Origin of the sequence: Bacillus massilinigeriensis (assembly GCF_900111815.1) — a bacterium.
Classification (GTDB): Bacteria; Bacillota; Bacilli; order Bacillales; family Cytobacillaceae; genus Mesobacillus_C; species Mesobacillus_C mediterraneensis.
Genome location: NZ_LT630004.1, coordinates 2,017,717 through 2,041,796 on the forward strand (window position 1 = coordinate 2,017,717; position 24,080 = coordinate 2,041,796).

The following is a 24,080-nucleotide window of genomic DNA, read 5'->3' on the forward strand; positions in this document are numbered from 1 at the left end:
CCATTATTTATGCCGTGCTTTATTTTCGTCGAGGAGTACCAATCAAAATTTCGGGAACAGGTTATAAAAAATATAAAGAATCAAGCAACACCAATTTAAAAATTCGGGAGGTAATAGTATGCAAACTTTGTATGAAAAATTCGGGGGACAAGCGGCCATTAGCAAAGTAGTGGATATTTTTTATGACAAGGTACTCGCTGATCCTACCGTGAACCATTTCTTTAAGCACACGGACATGGAGAAACAAAGAAAACATCAATCCTTGTTTATTTCCTGGGTGCTTGGCGGACCAAATCAATATTCTGGAAAAAGCATGGCAAAGGCACATGAGGGCATGAATCTTGATGATAAGCATTTTACAAGTATAGCGAACCATCTAGCCGACTCGTTAAGGCATTTCAATGTTTCGGAAGAAGACATCCAGGACGTTCTCACAAAGCTTGCAACAATGAAAAGCGAAATCCTATATAAATAAAACAAATGTATTGCGACCCGAATAGGGGTCGTTTTTTTATTGTTAGGTAATGGGAATTTTTTCATTTTCAAGTTTTTGCATCGGACATACACGAAGAAGCACAGTACCTCATAGGATTGTTTTATAGGCGAATGACCTAAACAAACGGGGGTGGAAGGGTGTCCGGAATACTAACAGCACTAGGCTTTTTGGTGAAAGAATTCATTTTTCTCGTTTCGTATGTGAAAAACAATGCGTTTCCCCAACCATTATCTGCAGTGGATGAACGAAAATACTTAACATTGATGGCAGAGGGAAGCACAGATGCGCGCAATAAACTGATTGAGCATAATTTGCGGCTAGTAGCTCACATTGTCAAAAAATTCGAGAACACTGGAGAAGACTCGGAAGATCTGATTTCCATCGGTACAATCGGGCTGATTAAAGCTATTGAAAGCTTCTCAGAAGGCAAAGGAACTAAGCTTGCTACCTATGCCGCTCGTTGTATTGAAAACGAAATCCTCATGCATCTTCGCGCCCTCAAGAAAACAAAGAAGGATGTTTCCCTCCATGATCCAATTGGTCAAGACAAAGAAGGCAATGAAATTTCCCTCATTGATGTACTGAAATCTGAATCAGAGGATGTGGTGGACACCATCCAGTTAAACATGGAACTTGAGAAAGTGAAACAATATATCGATGTCCTTGATGAAAGGGAAAAAGAAGTCATCATAGGACGATTTGGGCTGGATCTCAAAAAGGAAAAGACTCAGCGGGAAATCGCAAAAGAATTGGGTATCTCAAGGAGTTATGTTTCCCGAATAGAGAAGCGGGCGCTTATGAAAATGTTCCATGAATTCTACCGTGCGGAAAAAGAAAAAAAGAAAAAGCGGAACTAACCCTGCACCCTTGGGCGTTCAGAGGAATAGGATACCCCGAAAAGGATGAACAGAATGGGAGGTTATTTCAATGGCATACCCAAACCACTTGGCATGGCATGAAACAATGGAATTACATGAGCTTGTCGCTTTTCAGACGAACGTACTTACAAAGCTGAAGATGCATGTCGGAAAAATCAGAGAGCCTCAACTTCAAAAGATTTATCAAGTTTCCATTGTTGTGCTGGAAAACAACCTTCGGGACTTACTGAAGTTTTTTCCAAAAGCTGCAGGACACGAACAGCCAGCAAGAGCGGATACCCGCTTTTATGCAGGGGACATTCTTGGAGCAGCAAAAACCTCTGTAAGGAACTATGCAATAGCGATTACGGAGACAGCGACACCAGCGCTTAGAGAAGTGCTCAAGCGCCATTTAAACGGTGCTGTTGACTGGCATGCAATGATTTTCAACTATATGTATGGGAAAGGGCTTTATCCCGCATATCATTTACAGGCATTGCTGGAGAATGACGTGAAAAACGCTCAAAAAGCGCTCTCAAGGTAGTAGAATACGTCCCCAAGGGGACTTTTTTTATTATAAAGGAAAAGAAACAGCGCCAGCGGTCGCCGGCGCTTTAGCATTTACTATTCTACACTGACCTCGGCGGCGATAATGCTGCCGATCGAAGCGACAATTACTAGAGCCATAACGATTGCGAACATTTGGTTCACACCCCTTTTGCTACCCTGATATGTTTTTAATTTACCACACTATCAAAGTGACAAAAATCACCGACTGTGAACATTCTGTTACATCCTTCAAAAAGTTAGGTCGTGTCCTTCTCATTGTATAAGTCTCCCTTACATCCTCTCACCTGCATCAACATTTCGACCACTGCTCCTTTCTCATTATAGTTGATTATTCATATAGCTTACTTGTCTTTCTCTGTGCGCTTCGAATATTTCCTTCACTCTTTCCTCGTGAACAAGTTCTTCCTTTGTCGCCTTCTTCCTTTTAATTGTCAATGTGAAAAATATAATATTTAATGTCATCGTAACACCTCCTTTCATATACCCTATCCCTTTTAAAAAATGAAAAAGCCGCAGGAATGCTCCCTGCGGCCGCCAAAAAAGGCATAAAAATGCCGCAGGATTCGCTTCTCCCTGCGGCATGGATAGGAAAATCATAAAAAATGATCAAGCCATCCAGTTCTCATCGGTCGAATGCGTGCAGTTGCCAATATTCATCTTCACCTTAAATGACATTTTCGATACTCTCATCATTTCACTCGACCTCCTTTAAAAGAATGGAATGTTCATAGTGGTAATTATATCCACAGAACAACAAAAAGTAAACCACTTTTTCATACATTTTTCAAAACATTCTTGTAACATTATACTGCAATAAAAAAACACCCAACATTTGGGTGGAGGACTCTTAAAATAAAAATCTTCCCAAACCCCTTAAAAATTATCAATTTAATTGATTTTTTGAGGAGAAAAAGAAAGATTTCAAGTATAGAGCAATATTTACGAAAAGGGAAGCAGCTGTAACCGGTTAAACAGCTAACTTGGACTCAGTACACTACTGCCATAATTGGGAATATCCAAGGTAACGGTCCATTTATCTACGGTAAACAGCAACTTATCTACAGTAGGCGCCATTCTACTTCCATTTACCCTTATCTTTAATCTGTAAAATCAAAAAAACTGACTCACAGAATAATTTTGTAAAGTCTCCCTCTATCACTTTACATACTAAGAAGACTATTTACTTGGCCTCCGCTAGAGTGTTCATTTCTTCATAAGATAGTCTTGTCCCTCGTCTGTTTCCATCAATTTTTTGCGTAACGATTTGGAAAACGAGAAAAACAAGATCGAAAACAGCAGGAAACCTAAAGAAACACCTGCATTTCCATATAATTCAAGCGTCGACTTCCTATCAGGAATAATCATACCAAAATAAAAAAAACTGCCGACAGCAAGAAGGACAATACCAAACATTCTAAAGTCAACCATTCTTTCATATAATTTCTTCACATTCATAGTATTTCCCCCTGTTTCTAGAAAGTGAATCTATCTATCTTTCTGATAAAAAATCACTTTTACTTTAACATATTAATTGAAAAAAAGAACAGGTAAATTCTAGTAGACACACAAAAGAAACGGGAATTCGCCCCTCTTATAAGGATTGCATTCCCGTTTCTGCATTTGAAGTTTTACTCCAAACCGTATGCCAAATCTTCCATAAGGTCTTCTGCATCTTCCAGTCCAACCGATATGCGAATAAGACCCTCGGTAATCCCTAGTTGTTTCCTTCGCTCTGAAGGAATTGAAGCATGCGTCATCCTTGCAGGTACCGAAATCAAACTTTCCACAGCTCCGAGACTTTCAGCAAGCGTGAAGTATTTAAGCTTGCGCAAAAGCTCATCTGCTTTTTCTGCGCTTCCTACATCAAAGGAAATCATACCGCCAAAACCGCCTGATTGCTTCTTTGCTATATCATGGTTTGGATGATGAGAAAGCCCAGGATAGAAAACCTTTATAACAGAAAGATGAGCATCAAGAAAATCAGCAATGCGTTTCGCATTTTCTTCGTGCTCCTCCATCCTGATGCCCAGTGTTTTTATCCCTCTGATCAATAGCCAGGAATCTTGCGGTCCAAGCACTCCACCTGTCGAATTTTGAATAAAGTGAAGTTCCTCTGCAAGTTCCTTATTTCCAACAACCACAAGGCCAGCAACTACATCGCTATGCCCCCCGATATACTTTGTTGCACTGTGGAGCACAATATCAGCACCAAAGGAGATTGGAGTTTGCCAGTAAGGCGTGGAAAAAGTATTGTCAACAACAGATAGAAGCTTGCATTCTTTTGCTATCTTCACTGCTTCCTTGATATCAGTAATTTTCAGCAATGGATTTGTTGGAGTTTCAAGGTAAAGCATTTTTGTATTAGGCTTAATAGCAGCGGCAATATTCGCTAAATCACTTGTATCCACAAAACTGCTCTCTATTCCAAAGCGGTTCAATACTTTATTCATAATACGATAAGTGCCACCGTATACATCATCCGTCATAATTACATGATCACCGCTGTCAAGCAGCATCATTACAGCGGATATTGCCGCCATTCCCGAACTAAAAGCAAAGCCCGCCGCACCGCCTTCAAGGTCCTTGATTAATTCCTCAAGTGCGTGCCTTGTCGGATTGCCAGTCCGTGAATATTCAAATCCGCGATGAACTCCCGCCGCCAACTGTTTGTACGTGCTTACCTGGTAAATCGGAACGTTCACGGCACCTGTATGAGGATCACCCGTAATTCCGCCATGTATCAGTTTTGTTTTCCGTTTCATTCCGATTCCCCCTTATAGATGTTCTTGCTGAGGTATCTTTCACTGCTGTCTGGAAGGATAACAACAATTTTAGTTCCAGCTGAAGCTTGTTTGGCCTCTTCTAATGCTGCATAAAGCGCTGCACCTGAAGAGCTTCCAATCAACAAGCCTTCTTTCAAAGCTGCTTTTCTCACCATCCTGAAGGCTTCCTCATCCTTTACAGTGTGAATAGCATCGAAATAGGAAGGGTCCATATAGCTTGGGATAAACTCCATGCCAATTCCTTCCGTCTCATGCGATCCTGGTGCTCCGCCATTCAAGATGGAACCTTCAGGCTCTACAATGACCGTTTTTATTTTTTCATTCTGTTCTTTCAAGTACTGTGCTGTTCCCATGAAAGTTCCGCCAGTTCCGGCACCAGCTACAAACACATCTATTTCGCCGTCAAGCTGATGCCATAACTCTGGGCCAAGCGACTTATAATACGCTGCAGGATTTGCCGGGTTGGCAAATTGCTGAGGACAATAAGAGTTTTCCAATGTACCGACCAATTCTTTTGCCTTTTTGATAGCACCAGCCATTCCGTCCTCCGTAGGGGTATTGATTACTTCTGCACCCAACGCTTTCATCAGCGTTTGTTTTTCACTGCTGAATTTTTCTGGCACGCAGAAGATCACTTTGATTCCCCTATTGATTGCCGCTAGGGCTAGCCCTATCCCTGTATTTCCTGCAGTCGGCTCTATTAAGGTACCGCCAGGCTGCAATTCCCCGTTCTTAAAAGCTGCAGCAAGAAGCTCCTGGCCGAGCCTGTCTTTTACGCTCCCGCCAGGATTTGCGAACTCCAATTTTGCAAATAATCTTATTCCTTCAGGAAGGCCTAATTGGGATAACTCCAGGATGGGGGTGTTTCCAATTAATTCATGGATGTTTTGATAAATCTCCATTTTTCGCCTTCCCTTCCTTATCTGTTATTTCAGTGCCTTCACCATATGCACAACAAGGTTTGCTGAATTATTTGCAGCAGTTTCTAGAAAAGCATCGAAAGAAATATTCGATTCTTTTCCTGCGATATCGGAAAGCGAGCGAATGATGACAAACGGAACACCAAACTGATGGCATACTTGCGCAATAGCTGCTGCTTCCATTTCTACTGCTTGCAGCGCTTCAAATTTTGTTTGGATAAAAGCAACCCGTTCAGGATCACTCATGAATGAATCTCCTGTTGTGATCAAACCCTTGACAATCTGGACCTCTCCGGTTCCCTTTGCTGCTTCTTCAGCGATTTCTACTAGCTTGCTGTCTGCCTCGAAAGCAGCAGGCAGCTGTGGAACTTGGCCGTAATCGTAACCAAAAGCAGTAACGTCTACATCATGATGGCGCACTTCGGAAGAAATAACGACATCCCCCACGTTTAACTCTGGATTCAATCCTCCTGCAGAACCTGTATTGATCACATAATCAGGCTTAAAACGATCAAGAAGAATAGATGTTGACATAGCGGCATTTACTTTTCCTATCCCTGAACGGAGCAAAGTAACATCTGCGCCGTTGAGCTTGCCTGTTGTGAATTCACAGCCGCCGATTGCTGTTGCCTGACGTTCCTCCATCCTATCCCTCAGGATGGAAACCTCTTCTTCCATTGCTCCAATTATTGCTATTTTCATGGCGATAAACCTCTTTCTACTTTTTTTCCGCGGTCATCAGCCATACAAATTCATTGCATCGTTCAAAGGAGACTAAAAAACCATTTTTATCCATCATTTCTTTTAATACTGGAATAGTCGTATAATACTCCCGCTGCAAATCCTCTGCTAGGCTATTAAATCCTTTTGATGCTGCATCTTCGATTGCCTTTTCGTACATGGCCAAAGATTCATACATCGTATCCGCAAAAACTATTTTACCACCTGGAGCAAGAAGGTTTCCATAGTCTCTGATTGCCCGTTCTTTTTCTTCGTCAGTTAAATGATGAAAAGCATAAGTGCTGACAAGCGTATCAAAACGGCCTTCCGGGTATTGAAAGAAGTCTCCTTCCTCAATTTTTGCCTCATCACCAAGCTTCGCAACTGCCAGTTCTCTCATCGCTCGTGAAGGTTCCACAGCTATCACCACTAGACCTTTTGCGGCCATCTTGCTCGTAAGATTACCAGTGCCAGGACCAAATTCCAGCACGCGCCCTTCTGATCTTTTTGCCACTTCATTTAAAATAAACTCATAGTTTTTGAAAACCTCGCGGTATTCTGGGTCAATTCCTTTGACTGAATCATCATAAGACCCAGCCCAATGTTCAAAAAGCTCAATAAATTCCTTCCCCATCCTGATCGCCCCTTTAATCTCTTAAATACCTATAGATATACTATGGATTAAAACAGGTATGGTGCCAATTTTACAAAATATATTTCCAAAACGCAACAAAAAGTTGCCATAAACTGTTTTTCTCCCTAAAATAAAACGAAGTGTAAAGGAGGAGAGATTATGAATTTTAGCTTTGATATCCTAGAAGATAAAGTGGAGTTTTTCCAAGCAACAGACCTGAAAGAACTAGAAAGAAAAATAAATGACCAAATTGAAGTGAATAAAGCAATCATGTTGTCTGTTCATCATGTCTCTCATGCAATGCATGTGGACAGCGATGGAAAGCCGCTTTTCACTGCAGTCGCCCATTTTAAGGCAAAAAAATAAGCCGGGAGCATATAGCTTCCCGGCAAAATAACTTTACATTTTTTCAACTTTTACTGGCTTCCAGCCTTTTTTGTCCACCCATTCGATCGAAACTCTATATATTTCTCCGGTATCTAAAGTTTTTATTGTACCAACAGCACTATTTGGACCACCGTTATTTCCTAACCATTGGACTTTGAAGTTATTCTCATCTATCCCCGTTGCATAGGAGATCGCCTTGAGCATCTCCTGCCAGTCAACGGAACTGGAATCATAAATTGCTGTCGGATGTTCTTTCTGAACAGTACCGATAGGCTTCCAATCGCCTTCCTTTTCTTTATCCTTTTTATCCTTCTCCTTCTCTCTATCTTTCTTTTTCTCCTCTTTATCTTTCTTATCTTCTTCTGTTTTATCTTTCTCTTTTTCGTCCTTGCTTGCACTGTCTTCATCATCAGCGGCTACGTTATTTTCATCACTCTTATTTGGATTGCTGCCATCGCCAGAACCTGAGTCTTTGCTCGAAGCAGGTGCCGAAACATTTCCGTTTACCTGTGTAGATGAGTTACCTTCCTTTGCAGGGCTCTGGCTGTCACCAAAAAAAATTTTCCCCGATACAAAAATAATTAATAATACCACGATGGCGATTAGGCTGTTGAGGACGATATTCGTCTTCCTTCTTCTGGCAAGCTTACCTGCCCGGGAATCATCGCCCATATTTCTAAAGTTGTTTTCCAATGTGTTCACTCCCTAGATAAGGATGTCAACATTCTATCATGCCTTGAGGAAAACATGAAAGGATTTTACATTCTCCGCCATCAATCTTTTTCATTTTTTAAAGCTATCCCCTTAACGATGTCCGAAAATAGCATGTTAACACCTCCTTCGTCTTCCAGAGTATCCAAACTGACGGCAACAAGAGCGTACCTTGGCTCCTCATATGGAAAATATCCCGCAAACCATTTATGATGGAGCTGCTTGTCCCCTTTGAAAATACCTGTTTCAGCAGTGCCTGATTTTCCTGCAACACTCATTGGCAAATCACGGAACCACTTGCCTGTCCCTTTCTCATCCACAACTACTTGCCTAAGAAGGTATTGCAACTTATCTGCAGTCATTGGGGTGATACTTTCACCTGAGAGCTTTTTGGCGGGAAAGTCTGCCAGCTTATTTCCATTTTTATATTTAATGGCGCTGACTGCCCTAACCATCTGTTTTTCTCCTCCCCTTGCAATCGTTGACAACATGTTTGCTACAGCAAGAGGCGTTACTCTTACCTCGTGCTGCCCAATACCGGTCAAACGAGAATAATTGCTATCCTTTCTGGCCTCATCCGATAAGAATACGCGACCTCTTTCTTCCTCTGGAAGCTGAAGAAAGAGATTTTCATGAAACAATGTGCCTCGCCAACCTACCGATCCTGTAAGTGAGAGCTTCTCCGCATACGTTTCTAATACATGCGGGTCCTTTTTTTGAAGTTCTTTGGCTACCTCTGCAAAGGTCCTATTGCAGCTCCTTGCAAAACTTTTATTAAAATCAAGCATTCCATGGTCATATTTTGTATCCTGATTTCCATTTAGTTTTTTGCTGCAATTGAAAACTCTTCCATCCAAGCCTCCCTGATCAAGGGCGGCGGCAGCTACAACAGTTTTGAAAACAGAACCTGGGATATGCTGCTTCAGCATCATATTGTTGTTTCCCTCATCAGCATACGGCGAATTTCGGTTTACCTTTGGACGCGACACCATAGCGAGGATATTATTCGTTTTAATATCAAGAAGAACCACTCCGCCTTTTTTGATTTCATGATCATCAACCAATTTTTCCGCCATTTTCTGCAGCTCAAGGTCAATCGTTGTCGCAACATTAGCAGGATAGAAAGGATTTGCTGGCTCTGCGTATTTTACATCAATGCCAAAAAGCGGCTCTCCCCTTCCATCAACATGGTATACAAGCCTTGTTTTTCCTTCCCCTATCAAAAACTCATCAAAGCTTCTTTGCAAACCGGAAATGCCTATCAGTGTACCGGAAGGAAAGTCCTCTTTCCGGTATTTTTCCTTGAGACTCTTAGGATTCATACTCGTCAAACCCAGCAATTGCTCTGCATAGCGAGGAGAAGCAAGATACTTTCTCTTCGCAGCAATTACTCCAGGAATATTCAGTCTATTTACCTCATCCATCTGGTCTTCTGTCAGAACTATTGGTTTTTTCCCGCCCACTACAGCTGGCATCTTCGCGTTCTTTATGGCATTATGTAATTTTTCCTCTTGAATGCCTGTCACCTTGGAAACTTTATCAGCGGGCCACTCATTCTTACCAAGGAACGGAAATAAGATTAATACTGGTACAGTCTCATAAGACATTGGCTTTCCGGAACGGTCAAGAAAGTTTCCTCGTCCATTATCTATAACAATCTCCTGCATCCTTCGCTTTGTACTCTCTTCAAGCAAATCAATATTGTGCCGGGAGAATGACTTTGTTTCTATCAGCTGGATTTGAGCAAGTCTTGCGACTAGTATTCCAATTCCGAGCATCATCATGGCGAGACATACAAGCATCCTCTTTTTTCTCATAAAAAAACACCTCGTCAAAAGTCTTGACGGAGGCGCTTCGTTTCAAACCTATGTTTATTTAATGCTGGTGATTCTTACGTTCATTTCTCCACCAGGAGTTTGAACCGCTACTTGATCGCCAACCTTTTTTCCCATCAGGCTTTTAGCAATCGGTGAATCATTTGAAATCTTTCCTTCAAATGGATCTGCTTCTGCACTGCCGACGATTGTGTACGTCTCTTCATCTCCATCAGGAAGCTCGACAAAAGTAACAGAAACGCCAAGCGTAACACTGTCACTCTTAAGGTCGTCCTCTGCAATAATCTTGGCATTGCGAATCATATTTTCAAGTGTGGTGATACGACCTTCCACAAATGCCTGCTCTTCTTTAGCAGAATCATACTCGGAATTTTCAGAAAGGTCACCAAAACTCCGGGCAATTTTTATCCTTTCTACTACCTCTTTACGCTTTACTGTTTTTAATTGTTCTAATTCCTGTTCTAATTTTTGCTTTCCAGCCATTGTCATCGGAAAAACTTTCTCTGTTGACAAAATCATTCACTCCTTCTAGTCTTTACAATTCCCCAATTAATCGAAAGTGTATTATGTAGGCATTTCAAAATACACAGGAGCGCGTCCTAATAAAGGCCGCGCGTCCCAATGGCCCTCTTGGGCCCGATATTGGATGATTTTAGGTCATGGGCAAAGCATATTAAAAACCCGGCAAAAATGCAAGAGTAAAATTTATGGATTTTTTTAATATTCTCTTACAGTTTTTCCTAATGTTTCTTGCTAATTGCAATTATATTTTATTGTGTCATAAAAGTGACTTTTGTTCAAGAATTGTTTGAATTTTAGTTACCATTAAATCTATTGCTACGCGGTTATGACCGCCTTCTGGAACAATAATATCAGCATAGCGTTTAGTAGGTTCAATGAACTGGTTATGCATTGGACGAACTACACTCACATATTGTTCAATAACAGAATCCATTGAACGGCCTCTTTCTTTTATATCTCGAAGGAGACGGCGAATAATTCTTAAGTCGGCATCTGTATCAACATAAAGCTTGATATCCATTAGGTCTCTAAGACGTTCATCTTCTAAAACAAGGATTCCTTCAAGAATGACAACATCCTTGGGCTCAACATGGATGACCTCTTGGGATCTGGTATGGATTGTGTAGTCATAAACCGGCTTTTCAATCGCTTCGTATTGTTGAAGCTTTATCAAATGTTGTATGAGGAGATCATTATCAAACGCCAGCGGATGGTCATAATTCGTTTTCAATCTTTCCTCAATCAAAAGATGGCTTTGATCCTTATAATAATAATCCTGCTGCAGCATTAGAATGGAATGCCCTTTAAAGCTTTCGTAGATGGCTTTCGTCACGCTTGTTTTTCCAGAGCCTGACCCTCCTGCCACACCGATCACCACGGGTTTTGGACCCATGCTTAAATCCCCTTTCGCATCATGTTGTATGGAAATACCTTATGATCGAGTTTGAACTTTACAACCTGGAGAGGATGCCTAGCCGCATCAAGTTCGTTTCCTTCCTCATCCCAGATGGTTTCAATCACGCTGGTGAAGTTTTCAATTTCAGGTCCAAAGAATTCTACTTCTTCTCCTGGCTTGAAGTGATTCCTTTGCTGAAGTGTAACCATTTTTGTCTCTTCGTCATAATCCAGCACCATACCAACAAAGTCAAAAGCTGTCTTCTTGCTATGTTTGCCAAACATTTGCTCTTTATACCCCGGGACACCCTCGAAGAAAGCAGGTGCTGTTTCACGGTTTGCACACTTATCAAGTTCTTCGAGCCACTCCCGTTTGATTTGAAAGTGGTCTGGATCGGCACAATAAGCATCGATTACTTTGCGGTAGACACTTACTACTGTAGCTACATAGTGAATCGATTTCATTCGACCTTCAATCTTCAGACTGTCAATGCCTAATTCAATCATCCTCGGGATAGATTCAATTAATTTTAAGTCTTTTGGACTCATGGCAAACGGGCTATCCTCTGCTTCAAACAAAGGCTTCTCTATATCTCCATTCTGTTCGTATAAATCGTAATCCCATCTGCATGACTGACAGCAGCCTCCTCTGTTTGAGTCTCTTGCTGTCATGTGGTTGCTGAGCGTACACCGTCCAGAATAGGCAATACACATTGCTCCATGAATGAACGTTTCAATTTCGATATCCACTTTTTCTTTCATTTCACGTATTTCCTCTGCACCTGTTTCCCTGGCTAGCACAACCCTTTCAAGCCCCTCTTCTTTCCAGAATTGCACTGCTTTCCAGTTAGAAAGAGACTGCTGAGTGCTGAGATGAACTTCGATTTCCGGAGCCACTCTGCGGCATGTTTCTATGATGAGAGGATCTGCAACAATAATCCCGTGAATTCCTGTTGTTTTCAGTCCTAATAAGTATTCTTCAAGTCCTTCAATGTTTTCGTTATGCGCAAAAATATTGGTCGTTACATAAATTCTAGCGCCATATTGTTTCGCAAATTCGGCTCCTTCTTTCATTTCCTCGAAAGTGAAGTTATCAGCATTGGACCGAAGACCATATTCTTGCCCACCAATAAAGACAGCGTCCGCGCCATATCGGACTGCAATTTTTAACTTTTCCAAGTTTCCTGCAGGTGCAAGCAACTCTGGTTTTTTCACAATGATTCGTTTGCCGTCCACTATTTGGGAAATGCTGTTTTTCACTGTTGACATTAAGCAATCCTCCTTAAAAGTTAGTAAACCGTCTCTTTGAAGAAGAATCCCGTATCTAAAGGTCGATTCTTCGGTTGGATACTTTCTGCTTCTTCGAGAAGTTTTTCCTTTTCTTCTTCATATCTCTCTTCGTCCTCGGCTGCTAAGTCGATTGCCTTTCGATAAATCTTTGTTATCGTCTCCATATAATCCGGTGATTTCAGAATTCCATCAATTTTAAACGAATCGATTCCAGCTTCCACCATTTCCTGTAATTCATCAACCATACAAATATCGTTTGGACTCATGATATGCGTCCCGTTTTCATCCTCAAAAATCGGATACTTATTGTTCCGCTCTTTGTCATGAAGAAACATATCTCGTTGCTGTTTCTTTTTTTCGATTTCGAGAGTCTTACCTTGGTATTCGAAATAGTTTCCGAGGAGGGAACGCTTGGATTGAAACATGCAAGACATTCCATGGACTTGCACTTCAATTTCTACGCTGGCATGCTCTTTTATATCGAGAACAGCATCCATGCTTATCTCTCTTGCAAGCACCGCTCTGCCTGCACCTTTTCTTCCCCAGTAATCGCATGTATACCAGTTCGTACCGGTTGTTTCGGTATTCCAATGGAGCTTCAGGTTGGGTGCAGCTGCCCTTGCCGCCATTAATACTGCAGGATCACCAAAAACAACTGCATCCGCTCCTGCTTCCGAAACAAATGAGATATATTCTTCAAGAGCATGTACCTTTTCATTATGGAAAATCGCATTCATTGCCACATATACTTTTTTCCCTTTAGCATGTGCAAGCTCAATACTTTTTTTAACATCTTCACGCGAAAATTCACCTGCAAGCCTAAGACCGAATTTTTGCTCTCCAATAAGGAACGCATCTGCACCAGCTTCTGCAAGCCTTGAAATTTCTTCCACAGAAGTCGGGGTAACGAGCAATTCAGGCTTTTTCATGTTGCTTCACCTCTTTCTGCTGACTGCAATACCATCACCTGACGGAATGATGATGGTATCATATCCTGGATGCCCAGCAAGCCAGCGATTAAATTGATTTATCTTCTCGACAAGCTTCTTAGTCCTTTTATGTTCGATATCTGTTTCTGCAACGAGACCCTTAAACAGAACATTATCTGTAATTATCATCCCCTTTGATTGGAGAAAGGGTTCGTACATCTCGAAAAACTTCCTGTATTGCCCCTTGGCGGCATCGATAAAAATGACGTCATAGGGAGCATATTTGCTAACTGCTTCTCCCATTTCAAGTGCATCACCTTCAAGCAGGACAACCTGCTTATTTCGACAAGCTTTGTCTATATTTTCCTTTGCAAGCTTACAGCGCTCTTGATCACGCTCAATGGTAATAACCATTGCGTCGGGAAGTGAGTCCACCATCCTAAGCGCAGAGTAACCAATTGCCGTCCCTACCTCGAGGATCGTTCTCGGCTGACAGATTCTTAAAATTTGAAGCATTGCCTCCAAACCTGCTGGCTCCATTATGGGCACTCCATTGGCTGCGGCATACTCTTCCATTTCTTTAAAAATACCTTCGCTAGTAGGGATTAGCGATTCAATATAGTCTTGCAGCTTCTTGATCTCCAAGCTGCCATCACCTCTATTCTAAAAGCAGGTCAAAATAAAAAAGCGCATGCGCTTATTGTATTTTGGCATCACTGCGCGAAAACACTCGAATTATTTTATCACAAGTAGGAGGGGAATGCTATGTTTCTATTCCCCTCCTAGAAGCTGTTATTGATTGTTTCCAGTGATATGCCTTGCCTTTTCAGTATTATGCTCGTCCAATGTCCTTGTGTAGATGACATCTCCCGCAGGAGTGGCAAGAAAATACAGATAGTCTGTATTGTCCGGCTCCAATGCGGCTTCGATTGACATAACTCCCGAATTTGCAATTGGGCCCGGTGGGAGTCCTTTATATTTATAAGTATTATAAGGAGAATCAATTTCAAGGTCTTTGTAGAATACCCGCTTTTTATGCTTTCCATGTGCATACAGTACGGTCGGATCGGTTTGAAGTGGCATATCCTTCGCAATCCTGTTATAGAAGACACTTGAAATCTTTTTTCTGTCCGCTTTTTCTGTTGCTTCCTCTTCAATAAGCGAGGCCATTGTCAAAAGGTTATGTGTGGACATCTTACCTGCCTCTGCCTGTTCACGGTAATTCTTCAAAACTTTATCTGTTTTCGCCAGCATTTCCATAACCATTTCTTCCACTGTTGGTTTTTCTGTATAGAAAGGATATGTTGCAGGATAAAGATACCCTTCAAGTGGATATTTAACATCCTTGTCCAGTATTTCTTGAGAAAGCAGGTCAGGGTACTTTTCCATCATTGATTTAATAAATTTCTCGTCATTTAATACCTTAAGCATTTCTTCAGCATTTCCGCTTGTTTTATCTGCCATGATATCGGCAATTTGGGAAAGCTGTTTTCCTTCTGGTATCGTGATGCGTATGGTTTCTTTTTGCATCACTTTACCGCTCTTTAGTCCTGTGACAACTTCAGATAGCGTCATGGAAGGCTTCATGCTATACTTGCCGGCCATAAATCCTGATTCATTTTTAAACTTAACGTAATATTTAAAAACCCTTGCATCCCGGATGATTCCTTTATCCTCCAAAATCTGGCCGATTCCGTTTACAGTTGACCCGATCGGTATTTCTACATTTACTGTCTTTTTGCTGTCAGGATCGACCGGTTTCAGTGCACTGTTCACATAAGCATATGCCCCAATAAGCAATACTGCTGCAAGGGTTCCTATCGCTAGTACTGTGATCGCAACAATTCTCCTTATCGTTTTTGCTTCTTTCCTTTGTTCCGACAACTTTTTGTATATGTGTTTTTTCTTCTCAGAAGAATCACTTTTCCCCTTCTCTTCCGTCATGCCTTCCCCTCCCGGTTCTGCCTAAAACAGCTTTTTATCTCGAATCATTATACTATATTTTACCTATGGGAATTAAATAATTATCAAAAAAACACGATTTTATTCGAAAAATGCCGTAAAAAAACCCAGCTGACTCAGCCGGGCCCTTCACTTATTACTCTTCATCCTGCTCTGCAAGAAAAGTTTCAAGCATTTCTTCAATCATGTCCCACTCTTCATCTGTTTCAATTGGCGTCAACTCGCCATCCTGGCCATCCTCCGTTGGAACAAAGGAAGATGCATGAATTTCGATCTCTTCATCCTCGTCCTCTTCCGCACCAATTGGATAGTAAAGGACGTATGACTTACCGAACTCTTCGGAATCAAACGTGAACAAAACCTCGCAAAGCTGCTCGTTTCCATTTTCATCTACTACTGTAATATTGTTTTCACCATGATCCATTCTATTCACCTCATTATATTTGACTATCAAGATAACCCTGAAGGATCATCATCGCAGCCATTTTGTCAATAACTTTTTTTCGTTTGCTTCTGCTTACATCGGCTTCCAGCAGGACCCTTTCGGCAGCCATAGTTGTCAGGCGCTCGTCCCACATTATAACAGGTAAACCGGACAGTTTTTCAAGCTCCCGAGAGAAATGCATACAAGCTTCGCCTCTTGGCCCGATTGAACCATTCATGTTTTTCGGCAGTCCTACCACAATTTTGCCCACTTCATACTCTTTTATAATGGACTCTAGCTCACCAAAACCTAAATCATTTTTTTCTTCATTGATTTTAAGGGTTTTCAGCCCTTGTGCTGTCCAGCCGAGCTCATCGCTTATCGCCACGCCGACTGTCTTTGTTCCAACATCCAAACCCATTGTCCGCATTACTTGCCCTCTCGCTCCTGCTTCAAGTATGATTTCACCAATTCTTCGATGATTTCATCTCGCTCGAGCTTCCTGATAATATTCCGGGCATCCCGGTGTCTAGGGATGTAAGCCGGGTCTCCAGAAAGGAGATAACCTACAATCTGATTAATCGGGTTGTAGCCCTTTTCCTTCAACGCTTCATACACCTGAAAAAGCACATCCTTTACATCATGCTCAAAAGGTTCCTCAGGAAAATTAAATTTCATGGTTTTGTCGAAAGAGCTCATCATAATGCACCTCGCTTTATTCGTAAGCAGGATTCGTCAATACCTACAGTTTACACTACTTTAGCATGATATCAAATTGATTTTATCCATTCTTCAGCAAATTGCAGTGCGTGATCCAACTTCTCTGGCTGTTTTCCCCCGGCCTGAGCCATGTCTGGACGGCCTCCGCCTCCGCCCCCACAAATAGCAGCAGCTTCTTTAATTAATTTTCCGGCATGGAAACCGCGGTCAATCAAATCCTTCGTTACTGCTGCAATCAAGTTAACTTTATCATCATTCACACTTCCCAAAAGAATGATGCCAGATCCAACCTTTTGCTTTAAATCGTCAGCGATGTTTCTTAAGCTTCCCATATCTGCAACTTGAACACGTGCTGCCAGAAGTGGGATTCCATCTATATCCTTCACCTGTGTCAAAAGGCTCCCTGCTTCAATATTCCCCAGTTTTGCCGTAAGAGATTCATTTTCTCTCTGTAGCTGCCTGTTTTCGGCAATTAAATTCTCTATTCTCCCTGCTACTTCCTTCGGTGAAGTTTTCAGCAATGCCGAAGCAGATTTCAATATAATCAAATAATCATTTAAAGCCTCGTATGCAGCTTCCCCTGTTACTGCTTCAATCCTTCTTGTACCAGCCCCGATTCCTGCTTCAGCTATGATTTTAAACAAACCGATAGCAGAAGAATTCGAAACATGGCATCCTCCACAAAGTTCAAGACTGTAATCTCCCACCTCAACAACTCGGACGATATCTCCATACTTCTCACCAAAGAGGGCCATTGCACCCATTGATTTTGCTTCACCAATTGGCTTGAGGTCGGTTGAAACCTCCAGACCTTTCCATATCTTCTCGTTCACAATTTTTTCGATTTTCTCTAATTCTTCTTGAGAAACCTGGCCGAAGTGGGAGAAATCGAATCGTAGCCTGTCCGCTTCCACAAGGGATCCTGCTTGATTAACATGCGATCCAAGGACATCCTTCAATGCTTGGTGGAGCAGATGAGTCGCCGTATGGTTTTTCGTAATCTTTGCCCTGTTGTCAGCATCGACTCTAGCAGTGACCTTTTCCCCAGTAGCAACAACGCCTGACTCGACGATTGCATTATGAAGATTCTGGCCGTTTGGTGCCTTTTTAACGTCCTTCACTAACACTTTGGCAGCAGCAGTCGAAATGCTTCCTGCATCCGCTACCTGGCCACCGCTCTCGGCATAAAATGGAGTGTTATCAAGGATAAATTGGAAATTATCCCCTTCCTTTACTTCTTGAACGATTTCCCCATCCTTGATTAGCGCTATAATAACACTCTCAGTCATCAGTTTATGGTAACCAACAAAAGTGCTCTCTGTTTTGATATCTCCAAGCACCCCGCCTTGCACAACCATCGAACCAACATCCTGACGAGCAGAACGCGCTCTTTCCCTCTGCCTTTCCATTTCCGCTTCAAATCCATCATGGTCGGCTTTCATGCCCTCTTCTTGGGCATATTCTTCCGTAAGTTCGACTGGGAATCCGTATGTGTCATACAGGCGGAAAATATCTTCGCCTCTGATGGTGTCGCTGCCTTTCTCCTTTTGGTCCTTAATTAAATCAGCAAGGATCGCCAAACCCTCATGAAGGGTTTCATGGAACCGGTCTTCCTCATTTTTGATGACCTTTCCAACGAAATCAGCCTTGTCCTTCACTTCCGGATAATAATCATCCATAATTCCTGCCACAACTGGGACAAGCTCATACATGAACGGCCTGTTAATGCCAAGTTTCTTTGCATAACGGACGGCTCTGCGAAGAAGGCGCCTAAGGACATAGCCTCTTCCTTCGTTGGACGGAAGCGCACCGTCTGCGACTGCAAAGGAGACGGTCCTAATATGGTCGGCAATTACTTTGAAAGATGTATCTTTTTCTTTTGTTTCTCCATATTTTTGGCCGGATATATTTTCTGTTTCTCTGATAATCGGCATGAAAAGATCTGTGTCAAAATTGGTTGGAACATTCTGGACAACACTAGCCATCCGCTCAAGTCCCATGCCAGTATCAATATTTTTCTTTGGCAGCGGTGTATAAGTTCCATCAGGGTTATGATTGAACTCCGAGAACACTAGGTTCCATACTTCGAGATAACGGTCATTTTCTCCACCTGGATATAGCTCGCTGTCACTAGGATCATCTCCATAAGAAGGTCCCCGGTCATAAAAAATTTCTGTGTTCGGACCACTTGGTCCTTCTCCTATATCCCAGAAGTTCCCTTCCAGGCGAATGATTCTATCTTCTGGAATTCCAATTTTTTTGTTCCATATTTCAAAGGCTTCCTCGTCTTCCGGGTGAATGGTAACCGAAAGCTTTTCTTTATCAAAAGCGATCCATTTTTCATCAGTAAGGAATTCCCAAGCCCATTGTATTGCTTCTTCCTTGAAATAATCTCCAATGGAGAAGTTTCCAAGCATTTCAAAGAAAGTATGGTGCCTTGCTGTATTACCCACATTCTCAATATCGTTTGTCCTGATCGATTTCTGGGCATTCGTGATTCTTGGATTAGCAGGAATTACTCGACCGTCAAAATATTTTTTCAGCGTTGCAACTCCGCTGTTAATCCACAAGAGAGATGGATCTTCATGTGGCACAAGCGATGCGCTAGGTTCTACCGCGTGTCCTTTTTCCTTGAAAAAGTCAAGGAACATCCTTCTTATTTCAGAGCCTGTCAGCTGTTTCATAAAAAAGCCTCCTACGTTTTTTTAAATTTGTGAGATGAATTTTAGGCAAATAAAAAAGCCCCCATCCCTGGACAGGGACGAGAGCACTCTCGCGGTACCACCCTGATTATGAGCACTACAAGCACTCATCTCTCAAAAAGCCTTAACGCGGCAAAACGGCAGTCTTACTAAACTGCACTCCGGATTAGCCTTCTGCTGCCCTTCACCGAAATTCCTTCCAGCCGTGGGAATCTCTCTCTGATGGTGGTCTTCAGCATACTCGATCCTTCAACATGTTTGCTTATTGACAAGATTGTATAGCCGAATTATATAAAGCACGGACTCATTTGTCAAATTTCTTTTTTTATGGAACATGTTCCGTTTTTGACTTGATAAAGTGATCCCTCGCATGCACAATGGCTGCGCGCAGTATGACAACGATCGGAACCGCGAGAACCATGCCAACTATCCCCCCCGCCTTCCCTCCAGCAAGAAGAGAAAACATAATAATCAATGGATGCATGTGAATGCTTTTTCCGACAATAAAAGGCGAAAGAATATTCCCCTCAATAAACTGCAAGGTAAATACGATGAGAGCGCAAATGACCGTCAGTTTAAAGGAAATGGTTGCAGCGATAACGACTGCAGGTATGGCGCCTATTACAGGACCAAAATACGGGATGACGTTTGTTATGCCGACAATAACTCCTAGCAGCGCAGCATATGGCATTCCAGTCAAGGAAAATAACAATGTTGAAATTAGGCCTATGGAAAGACAGACTAGAAGCTGTCCCCTAATATAGCCCCCAAGAGATTGATCAGCATCCCGAATGAACTGCTTCCCAGGTTCGCGCCATGCTTTCGGTGTTAGATACCATGCGGCCTTCTTGATTTGTTCATGATCTTTCAGCATATAGAAGGCAATGAACGGAATAACGGCAAGACTTACGATAGAATTTAACAGGGCAAACAACAAACGAATAATGGCTCCTAAAATATTGGAGAGCGTATTCTCGATAGCCTCAATAATTTCTTCAATGCGGCCATGCAGTCCTGCAGGCAATCCAGAGGTTTGCATTTCGATTTCTGATATCCACTCTCTGTATTGCGCTGCGAATAAAGGAGCATTTTTCGACAGATCCTCAAGCTGCGATACAAACAGCGGAATCCCTTTGTATAATCCATAGCCCGCTATGCTAAAAAACAGGGTGTAAATAAGAATCACTGCCACCCCTCTGTGCATACCTTTCTTCTGTAAATAACCTACCAGCGGATGCAGTAAATATGTAATGAATCCCCCCACAAAAAAAGGACCTATAAGCGAACCAATGATTTCTGCTGCTGGAACCCAGACCTGGCGGATTTTCAGAAAAACATAAATGACTGCAAATAGCAGGAGCAAAAAAGCTAACCGGTAAAACCATTTCATCCGGATATCCAATCTCTTCGCCTCCTCTAAAGCATATCTTTTGGAAGAACGCGAATTATATACAGGTTCGGAAGGAAAAAAGAATGCGGCAAGAAAAAAAAGAAAGGATTCCCAGCTTACTGCTTGGCACCCTTTCTAAGTCATGCGGTTTCTCTCTTGGCAAATTTTATTCCTTACCGTTTATCCTCCATATTGACGGAACTCTTCATCAAAAAGGTCATCAAGGGATGAAACACTTCCATCCTCTTCTACTTGGTGCGTATGGATAATGCCATTCTCAAGCGACATTTCAATAAAGCAGTTCCAGCAATAATATTGATTAACACCAATTTTCCCTATGTCTTTGCTGCTGCAATTAGGACACGTTAACATAAAAAGGACACCTCTTCGTCACTTGTCTACGTTCACAAAGATGGCGTCCTTCTCGATTACCGTCGGGCCCCTGGGTTTAACCAGCCGCTTTCCTTCCGAGATATCGGAAAAGAAGCCATCAGTTAGTTCGTACCCTACAATCGTGCCCATTTCTTCCATAAAATATACATCTTCAAGCAAGCCGAGTTCGTCTCCAGCATTTGTGAAGAGCATTCGTCCTAACAAGCAATCGCCGTTTTGGAGTGTGTATTCTCCTGGCAGCTTGTCTGCATTTTGAATTCGAGAACCGTCTACAATGATCAAGCTTTCCTGAATGGAAATAACATCGTTCATCACGATAGAGACAGGATTTGAAAAAATATTACCCGTTTTGATCAGCAGCTTCTCAACACGGTTGTTTTCTGAAACGGAAAGATCACTAATCGTACCGATTTTCTCACCTGTAACGGCATCAACGACAGGCAATCCTCTCAACACGGAAAATGTCCGCAAGATGACCCCCACCTTTCCGGATCAAGATTAGTTTCCGCTTTCCTCCATGAAATCATAAGGGGAAACGTTTTCCATTCCAATCATGGGATCTACCTTCATCAAATAGGATTCCAGATTTTCCTCCGTAGTGATCATAATTTCATCATCTGTATTTGGCGTGGCCTTGTCAGCTTTTTTTTCAGTGGAGGGGATGCCTTCTCTGAGCTTTTCAACGAGGGTGGTGTTTCGTTTTAGGTCATCCGCACGCTCCACTCCAATTCGAAAAGCCTCTTCTTCTCCGCATAGGATAAGGAATTGTCTGCTTCTTGTTATTGCTGTGTAAAGCAAGTTTCTTCGAAGCATCCGATAATAACTTTTTACAACAGGCAAGACGACGATTGGGAACTCGCTTCCCTGGGATTTATGGACAGAGCAGCAATAAGCATGCGTGATTTGTGAAAGATCCTGCCTTGTATACGTAACTTCAATTCCTTCAAAGGAAACAATGAGCTGGTCTTGCTTCTCCGTATTTTCCTTCGCGTAAAAGATAGCAACTACTTCTCCCATATCTCCGTTGAATACGTTCGCTTCAGGTTGGTTGACGAGCTGCAGTACCTTATCGCCTACTCTGTACTTTACATCCCCAAACGTCAATTCCTTTCTGCTTCCGTCAGGATTGGGATTCAGAATTTCCTGCAGCTCTACATTCAGCTTATCAATGCCTGCTGGTCCCCGATACATTGGAGCAAGTACTTGGATGTTCTTCGCAGTATAACCTTTTTTCTTTGCGTTTTTAACAACCTGCTCTACTACGTTGGAAATTTGTCCTGCAGAACAATGGATAAAAGACCTGTCAGGCTGTTGTACAGAAAGGTCAGAAGGAATCTTGCCCTCTTTCATGCTATGGGCCAAATCAATAATGGATGAACCTTCTGCTTGCCGATATATATCCGTCAGCTTCACCGTCGGAATTTTGCTGCTGTCAAGCAAATCCTTCAGCACTTGGCCTGGACCGACTGAAGGAAGCTGATCTTCGTCTCCTACCACTATTACTTGAATACTCTCGGGAAGTGCTTTAAAAAGCTGATGAGCAAGCCAAGTATCAACCATGGATGTTTCATCCACAATTAAGAGCTTTCCCTCAAGCGGCTGTGACTCGTTTTGGTCAAACCCTTCATTTCCATTCCACCTTAAAAGACGATGGATAGTCACTGCAGGAAGCCCGGTTGATTCCGCCATCCTTTTCGCAGCTCGTCCAGTAGGTGCCGCAAGCAGGAAAGGAAAAGGCTCCTCTTTTCGATAATCGTTAGGATCAAGAGAACACCCATGAAGCTCGGCATACAATTCAACGATCCCTTTTATTACAGTAGTCTTACCCGTTCCGGGACCACCTGTCAAAATCATCATCGGGGACATTAGCGCCGTCCTGATTGCATCCTTTTGGGAAGGAGCATACTGGACTCCCAGCCGTTCCTCCAAGCTTCCCAGAGCTAAAAGAAATTCCGACTCAGGAAACTGGTCCTCATACTCGGTTTGTTCGAGGATTCGCTTGATGCTTGAAACAATTCCTTTTTCTGAATAATAGAGTGAGGGTGTATACACTTTCCTACCCTCGACCACTATTTTCCCTTCTTCTCCCAGTTTGATTATTTCATTTGAAATCAAGTCAAATTCAATTTCACAAGACTGGCTTCCTTCAAGCAATTTTTTCACAGATTCGAGCAGTTCTTCCGCTTCAAGATAGACATGTCCAGACTGCTGGCTAGATCTCTCAAGGATATAGAGACAGCCAGCTTTAAGTCGGTCAGGGTTATTCCCGGTAATACCCATTTGTCTGCCGAGTTCATCAGCTCGGCCAAAGCCTATTCCCTCAATATCTTCCACCAGCTTATACGGATTGTCTTTGATAATCTTAAGCGCTTGATCCTTATAGGCTTGGTAAATTTTCATTGCAATCTGCGGTCCGAAGCCAAATTGGTTCAATCCAACCATTACCTGTTCAAGCCCTTGATGTTCCAGTAATGTATCATAGAGCATTTTTGCTTTTTCAGGGGCAAGCCTGGGAACATTGTCAAGAAGCGAAGGGTTTTCAAGTATCTTGCTAATCGCCTTTTCACCAAGCGTACCGACGATGGTTTCTGCAGTTTTTTTTCCAATGCCTTTGAAAAGGTCACTTGATAGATAACTGATTATCCCTTGCTTCGATTGAGGAATGTCTTTTCGGTAATGAGTTGCCGCAAACTGCGCACCAAATTTCGGATGCTCTTTCATTCCCCCAAAAAAAACATATGTTTCCTGATCATGAACCATTGGAAAATAGCCAGTAATGACTGCTTCTTTTTCGCCGTAGTCCTCGTTTGTATCTTCTACACGAATTCTTATCACTGTATATAAATTTTGTTCGTTATGGAATATGGTTACAAGGTGTTTGCCCTTGATATATTTATCCTGTCCGGAAAACAAATCAATGGAAGCCTGTTCTTCCACAGGA

The 24,080-nt window shown here is 42.2% G+C and carries 26 protein-coding genes and 1 other annotated feature; of the genes, 4 read left to right on the top strand and 22 right to left on the bottom strand.

What is annotated here, in order from left to right:
• Positions 1–118 precede the first annotated feature (118 nt).
• The 3 genes from BQ5796_RS10595 (at position 119) to BQ5796_RS10605 (ending at position 1,897) form a co-directional block, all read left to right on the top strand.
• Positions 119–475, top strand: coding sequence for a group I truncated hemoglobin (locus BQ5796_RS10595; RefSeq protein ID WP_071460205.1), 357 nt, complete (start codon positions 119–121; stop codon positions 473–475).
• 158 nt (positions 476–633) lie between these two features.
• Entirely contained in the window at positions 634–1,353 is a 720-nt protein-coding gene (gene sigK / locus BQ5796_RS10600; protein ID WP_071460206.1) for an RNA polymerase sporulation sigma factor SigK, read from the top strand.
• Positions 1,354–1,423: 70 nt separating this feature from the next.
• Entirely contained in the window at positions 1,424–1,897 is a 474-nt protein-coding gene (locus BQ5796_RS10605) for a spore coat protein (protein ID WP_071460207.1), read from the top strand.
• A 344-nt stretch (positions 1,898–2,241) separates the two neighbouring features.
• Here the strand turns inward: BQ5796_RS10605 and BQ5796_RS17395 are convergent, their stop codons facing one another.
• The 6 genes from BQ5796_RS17395 to BQ5796_RS10635 all read right to left on the bottom strand — a co-directional run bounded on the left by BQ5796_RS17395 (position 2,242) and on the right by BQ5796_RS10635 (position 6,980).
• On the bottom strand, positions 2,242–2,385 hold the full coding sequence (locus tag BQ5796_RS17395; protein ID WP_074034008.1) for a YrzI family small protein: 144 nt from the start codon (positions 2,383–2,385) through the stop codon (positions 2,242–2,244).
• A gap of 741 nt (positions 2,386–3,126) precedes the next feature.
• Complete coding sequence (locus BQ5796_RS10615; RefSeq protein WP_071460209.1) at positions 3,127–3,378, bottom strand: YrhC family protein; 252 nt, start codon at positions 3,376–3,378, stop codon at positions 3,127–3,129.
• A gap of 173 nt (positions 3,379–3,551) precedes the next feature.
• Positions 3,552–4,685: a bifunctional cystathionine gamma-lyase/homocysteine desulfhydrase gene (locus tag BQ5796_RS10620; RefSeq protein ID WP_071460210.1), complete on the bottom strand. Its 1,134-nt coding sequence runs from the start codon at positions 4,683–4,685 to the stop codon at positions 3,552–3,554.
• Positions 4,682–5,608, bottom strand: coding sequence for a PLP-dependent cysteine synthase family protein (locus tag BQ5796_RS10625; RefSeq protein ID WP_071460211.1), 927 nt, complete (start codon positions 5,606–5,608; stop codon positions 4,682–4,684). Before BQ5796_RS10625 ends, BQ5796_RS10620 begins: the two co-directional genes overlap by 4 nt.
• A gap of 24 nt (positions 5,609–5,632) precedes the next feature.
• Positions 5,633–6,328, bottom strand: a complete 696-nt coding sequence (gene mtnN / locus BQ5796_RS10630; RefSeq protein WP_071460212.1) for a 5'-methylthioadenosine/S-adenosylhomocysteine nucleosidase — start codon at positions 6,326–6,328, stop codon at positions 5,633–5,635.
• A gap of 16 nt (positions 6,329–6,344) precedes the next feature.
• Positions 6,345–6,980, bottom strand: a complete 636-nt coding sequence (locus tag BQ5796_RS10635) for a class I SAM-dependent methyltransferase (RefSeq protein WP_071460213.1) — start codon at positions 6,978–6,980, stop codon at positions 6,345–6,347.
• Between the two features lie 159 nt (positions 6,981–7,139).
• Here BQ5796_RS10635 and BQ5796_RS10640 point away from each other — a divergent pair, with 159 nt between their 5' ends.
• Positions 7,140–7,346, top strand: coding sequence for a YrzA family protein (locus BQ5796_RS10640; RefSeq protein ID WP_071460214.1), 207 nt, complete (start codon positions 7,140–7,142; stop codon positions 7,344–7,346).
• Positions 7,347–7,379: 33 nt separating this feature from the next.
• Here the strand turns inward: BQ5796_RS10640 and BQ5796_RS10645 are convergent, their stop codons facing one another.
• The 16 genes from BQ5796_RS10645 to recD2 form a co-directional block, all read right to left on the bottom strand.
• Complete coding sequence (locus BQ5796_RS10645) at positions 7,380–8,060, bottom strand: YrrS family protein (RefSeq protein ID WP_234969333.1); 681 nt, start codon at positions 8,058–8,060, stop codon at positions 7,380–7,382.
• A gap of 80 nt (positions 8,061–8,140) precedes the next feature.
• Positions 8,141–9,895 (bottom strand): peptidoglycan D,D-transpeptidase FtsI family protein, encoded by a 1,755-nt coding sequence (locus tag BQ5796_RS10650; RefSeq protein WP_071460215.1) that lies wholly within the window; start codon positions 9,893–9,895, stop codon positions 8,141–8,143.
• 54 nt (positions 9,896–9,949) lie between these two features.
• Entirely contained in the window at positions 9,950–10,426 is a 477-nt protein-coding gene (gene greA / locus BQ5796_RS10655) for a transcription elongation factor GreA (RefSeq protein WP_071460216.1), read from the bottom strand.
• Positions 10,427–10,691: 265 nt separating this feature from the next.
• Positions 10,692–11,327, bottom strand: coding sequence for a uridine kinase (gene udk / locus BQ5796_RS10660; RefSeq protein ID WP_071460217.1), 636 nt, complete (start codon positions 11,325–11,327; stop codon positions 10,692–10,694).
• Positions 11,328–11,329: 2 nt separating this feature from the next.
• A complete protein-coding gene (locus BQ5796_RS10665; protein ID WP_071460218.1) occupies positions 11,330–12,598 on the bottom strand; it encodes a peptidase U32 family protein in 1,269 nt (422 codons plus the stop codon).
• A gap of 20 nt (positions 12,599–12,618) precedes the next feature.
• Entirely contained in the window at positions 12,619–13,548 is a 930-nt protein-coding gene (locus tag BQ5796_RS10670; protein WP_071460219.1) for a peptidase U32 family protein, read from the bottom strand.
• Positions 13,549–13,554: 6 nt separating this feature from the next.
• Positions 13,555–14,193: an O-methyltransferase gene (locus BQ5796_RS10675; protein WP_071460220.1), complete on the bottom strand. Its 639-nt coding sequence runs from the start codon at positions 14,191–14,193 to the stop codon at positions 13,555–13,557.
• Positions 14,194–14,340: 147 nt separating this feature from the next.
• Positions 14,341–15,492 (bottom strand): endolytic transglycosylase MltG, encoded by a 1,152-nt coding sequence (gene mltG / locus BQ5796_RS10680; RefSeq protein WP_071460221.1) that lies wholly within the window; start codon positions 15,490–15,492, stop codon positions 14,341–14,343.
• A gap of 154 nt (positions 15,493–15,646) precedes the next feature.
• The gene (locus BQ5796_RS10685; protein WP_071460222.1) at positions 15,647–15,934 is read right to left on the bottom strand and encodes a DUF1292 domain-containing protein; all 288 of its coding nucleotides are present in this window, start codon (positions 15,932–15,934) and stop codon (positions 15,647–15,649) included.
• 13 nt (positions 15,935–15,947) lie between these two features.
• Positions 15,948–16,364 (bottom strand): Holliday junction resolvase RuvX, encoded by a 417-nt coding sequence (ruvX, locus tag BQ5796_RS10690; RefSeq protein WP_071460223.1) that lies wholly within the window; start codon positions 16,362–16,364, stop codon positions 15,948–15,950.
• Positions 16,364–16,633, bottom strand: coding sequence for an IreB family regulatory phosphoprotein (locus BQ5796_RS10695; RefSeq protein WP_071460224.1), 270 nt, complete (start codon positions 16,631–16,633; stop codon positions 16,364–16,366). Before BQ5796_RS10695 ends, ruvX begins: the two co-directional genes overlap by 1 nt.
• A 71-nt stretch (positions 16,634–16,704) precedes the next feature.
• Entirely contained in the window at positions 16,705–19,338 is a 2,634-nt protein-coding gene (gene alaS / locus BQ5796_RS10700) for an alanine--tRNA ligase (RefSeq protein ID WP_071460225.1), read from the bottom strand.
• Between the two features lie 70 nt (positions 19,339–19,408).
• Positions 19,409–19,618 (bottom strand) — a binding site (T-box leader).
• Between the two features lie 63 nt (positions 19,619–19,681).
• Positions 19,682–20,758 carry an AI-2E family transporter gene (locus BQ5796_RS10705; RefSeq protein WP_071460226.1) on the bottom strand — a complete coding sequence of 359 codons (1,077 nt, stop codon included), beginning with the start codon at positions 20,756–20,758 and terminating at the stop codon, positions 19,682–19,684.
• A 168-nt stretch (positions 20,759–20,926) separates the two neighbouring features.
• Positions 20,927–21,118, bottom strand: coding sequence for a hypothetical protein (locus BQ5796_RS10710; RefSeq protein WP_071460227.1), 192 nt, complete (start codon positions 21,116–21,118; stop codon positions 20,927–20,929).
• 18 nt (positions 21,119–21,136) lie between these two features.
• Positions 21,137–21,610 (bottom strand): PRC-barrel domain-containing protein, encoded by a 474-nt coding sequence (locus BQ5796_RS10715; RefSeq protein WP_071460228.1) that lies wholly within the window; start codon positions 21,608–21,610, stop codon positions 21,137–21,139.
• A gap of 27 nt (positions 21,611–21,637) precedes the next feature.
• Complete coding sequence (gene recD2 / locus BQ5796_RS10720; protein WP_071461266.1) at positions 21,638–24,076, bottom strand: SF1B family DNA helicase RecD2; 2,439 nt, start codon at positions 24,074–24,076, stop codon at positions 21,638–21,640.
• Positions 24,077–24,080: the final 4 nt, after the last annotated feature.

What these genes read in the sequence shown, in the direction of transcription:
- BQ5796_RS10665 (WP_071460218.1), bottom strand. Translation starts at nt 12,598, where the DNA reads ATGTCAACAGTGAAAAACAGCATTTCCCAAATAGTGGACGGCAAACGA.
- BQ5796_RS17395 (WP_074034008.1), bottom strand. Translation starts at nt 2,385, where the DNA reads ATGACATTAAATATTATATTTTTCACATTGACAATTAAAAGGAAGAAG.
- BQ5796_RS10615 (WP_071460209.1), bottom strand. Translation starts at nt 3,378, where the DNA reads ATGAATGTGAAGAAATTATATGAAAGAATGGTTGACTTTAGAATGTTT.
- ruvX (WP_071460223.1), bottom strand. Translation starts at nt 16,364, where the DNA reads ATGCGGACAATGGGTTTGGATGTTGGAACAAAGACAGTCGGCGTGGCG.
- alaS (WP_071460225.1), bottom strand. Translation starts at nt 19,338, where the DNA reads ATGAAACAGCTGACAGGCTCTGAAATAAGAAGGATGTTCCTTGACTTT.
- BQ5796_RS10650 (WP_071460215.1), bottom strand. Translation starts at nt 9,895, where the DNA reads ATGAGAAAAAAGAGGATGCTTGTATGTCTCGCCATGATGATGCTCGGA.
- BQ5796_RS10595 (WP_071460205.1), top strand. Translation starts at nt 119, where the DNA reads ATGCAAACTTTGTATGAAAAATTCGGGGGACAAGCGGCCATTAGCAAA.
- BQ5796_RS10625 (WP_071460211.1), bottom strand. Translation starts at nt 5,608, where the DNA reads ATGGAGATTTATCAAAACATCCATGAATTAATTGGAAACACCCCCATC.
- BQ5796_RS10670 (WP_071460219.1), bottom strand. Translation starts at nt 13,548, where the DNA reads ATGAAAAAGCCTGAATTGCTCGTTACCCCGACTTCTGTGGAAGAAATT.
- BQ5796_RS10620 (WP_071460210.1), bottom strand. Translation starts at nt 4,685, where the DNA reads ATGAAACGGAAAACAAAACTGATACATGGCGGAATTACGGGTGATCCT.
- mtnN (WP_071460212.1), bottom strand. Translation starts at nt 6,328, where the DNA reads ATGAAAATAGCAATAATTGGAGCAATGGAAGAAGAGGTTTCCATCCTG.
- mltG (WP_071460221.1), bottom strand. Translation starts at nt 15,492, where the DNA reads ATGACGGAAGAGAAGGGGAAAAGTGATTCTTCTGAGAAGAAAAAACAC.
- udk (WP_071460217.1), bottom strand. Translation starts at nt 11,327, where the DNA reads ATGGGTCCAAAACCCGTGGTGATCGGTGTGGCAGGAGGGTCAGGCTCT.
- BQ5796_RS10710 (WP_071460227.1), bottom strand. Translation starts at nt 21,118, where the DNA reads ATGTTAACGTGTCCTAATTGCAGCAGCAAAGACATAGGGAAAATTGGT.
- BQ5796_RS10635 (WP_071460213.1), bottom strand. Translation starts at nt 6,980, where the DNA reads ATGGGGAAGGAATTTATTGAGCTTTTTGAACATTGGGCTGGGTCTTAT.
- BQ5796_RS10695 (WP_071460224.1), bottom strand. Translation starts at nt 16,633, where the DNA reads ATGAGCTCTTTCGACAAAACCATGAAATTTAATTTTCCTGAGGAACCT.
- BQ5796_RS10605 (WP_071460207.1), top strand. Translation starts at nt 1,424, where the DNA reads ATGGCATACCCAAACCACTTGGCATGGCATGAAACAATGGAATTACAT.
- BQ5796_RS10640 (WP_071460214.1), top strand. Translation starts at nt 7,140, where the DNA reads ATGAATTTTAGCTTTGATATCCTAGAAGATAAAGTGGAGTTTTTCCAA.
- BQ5796_RS10685 (WP_071460222.1), bottom strand. Translation starts at nt 15,934, where the DNA reads ATGGATCATGGTGAAAACAATATTACAGTAGTAGATGAAAATGGAAAC.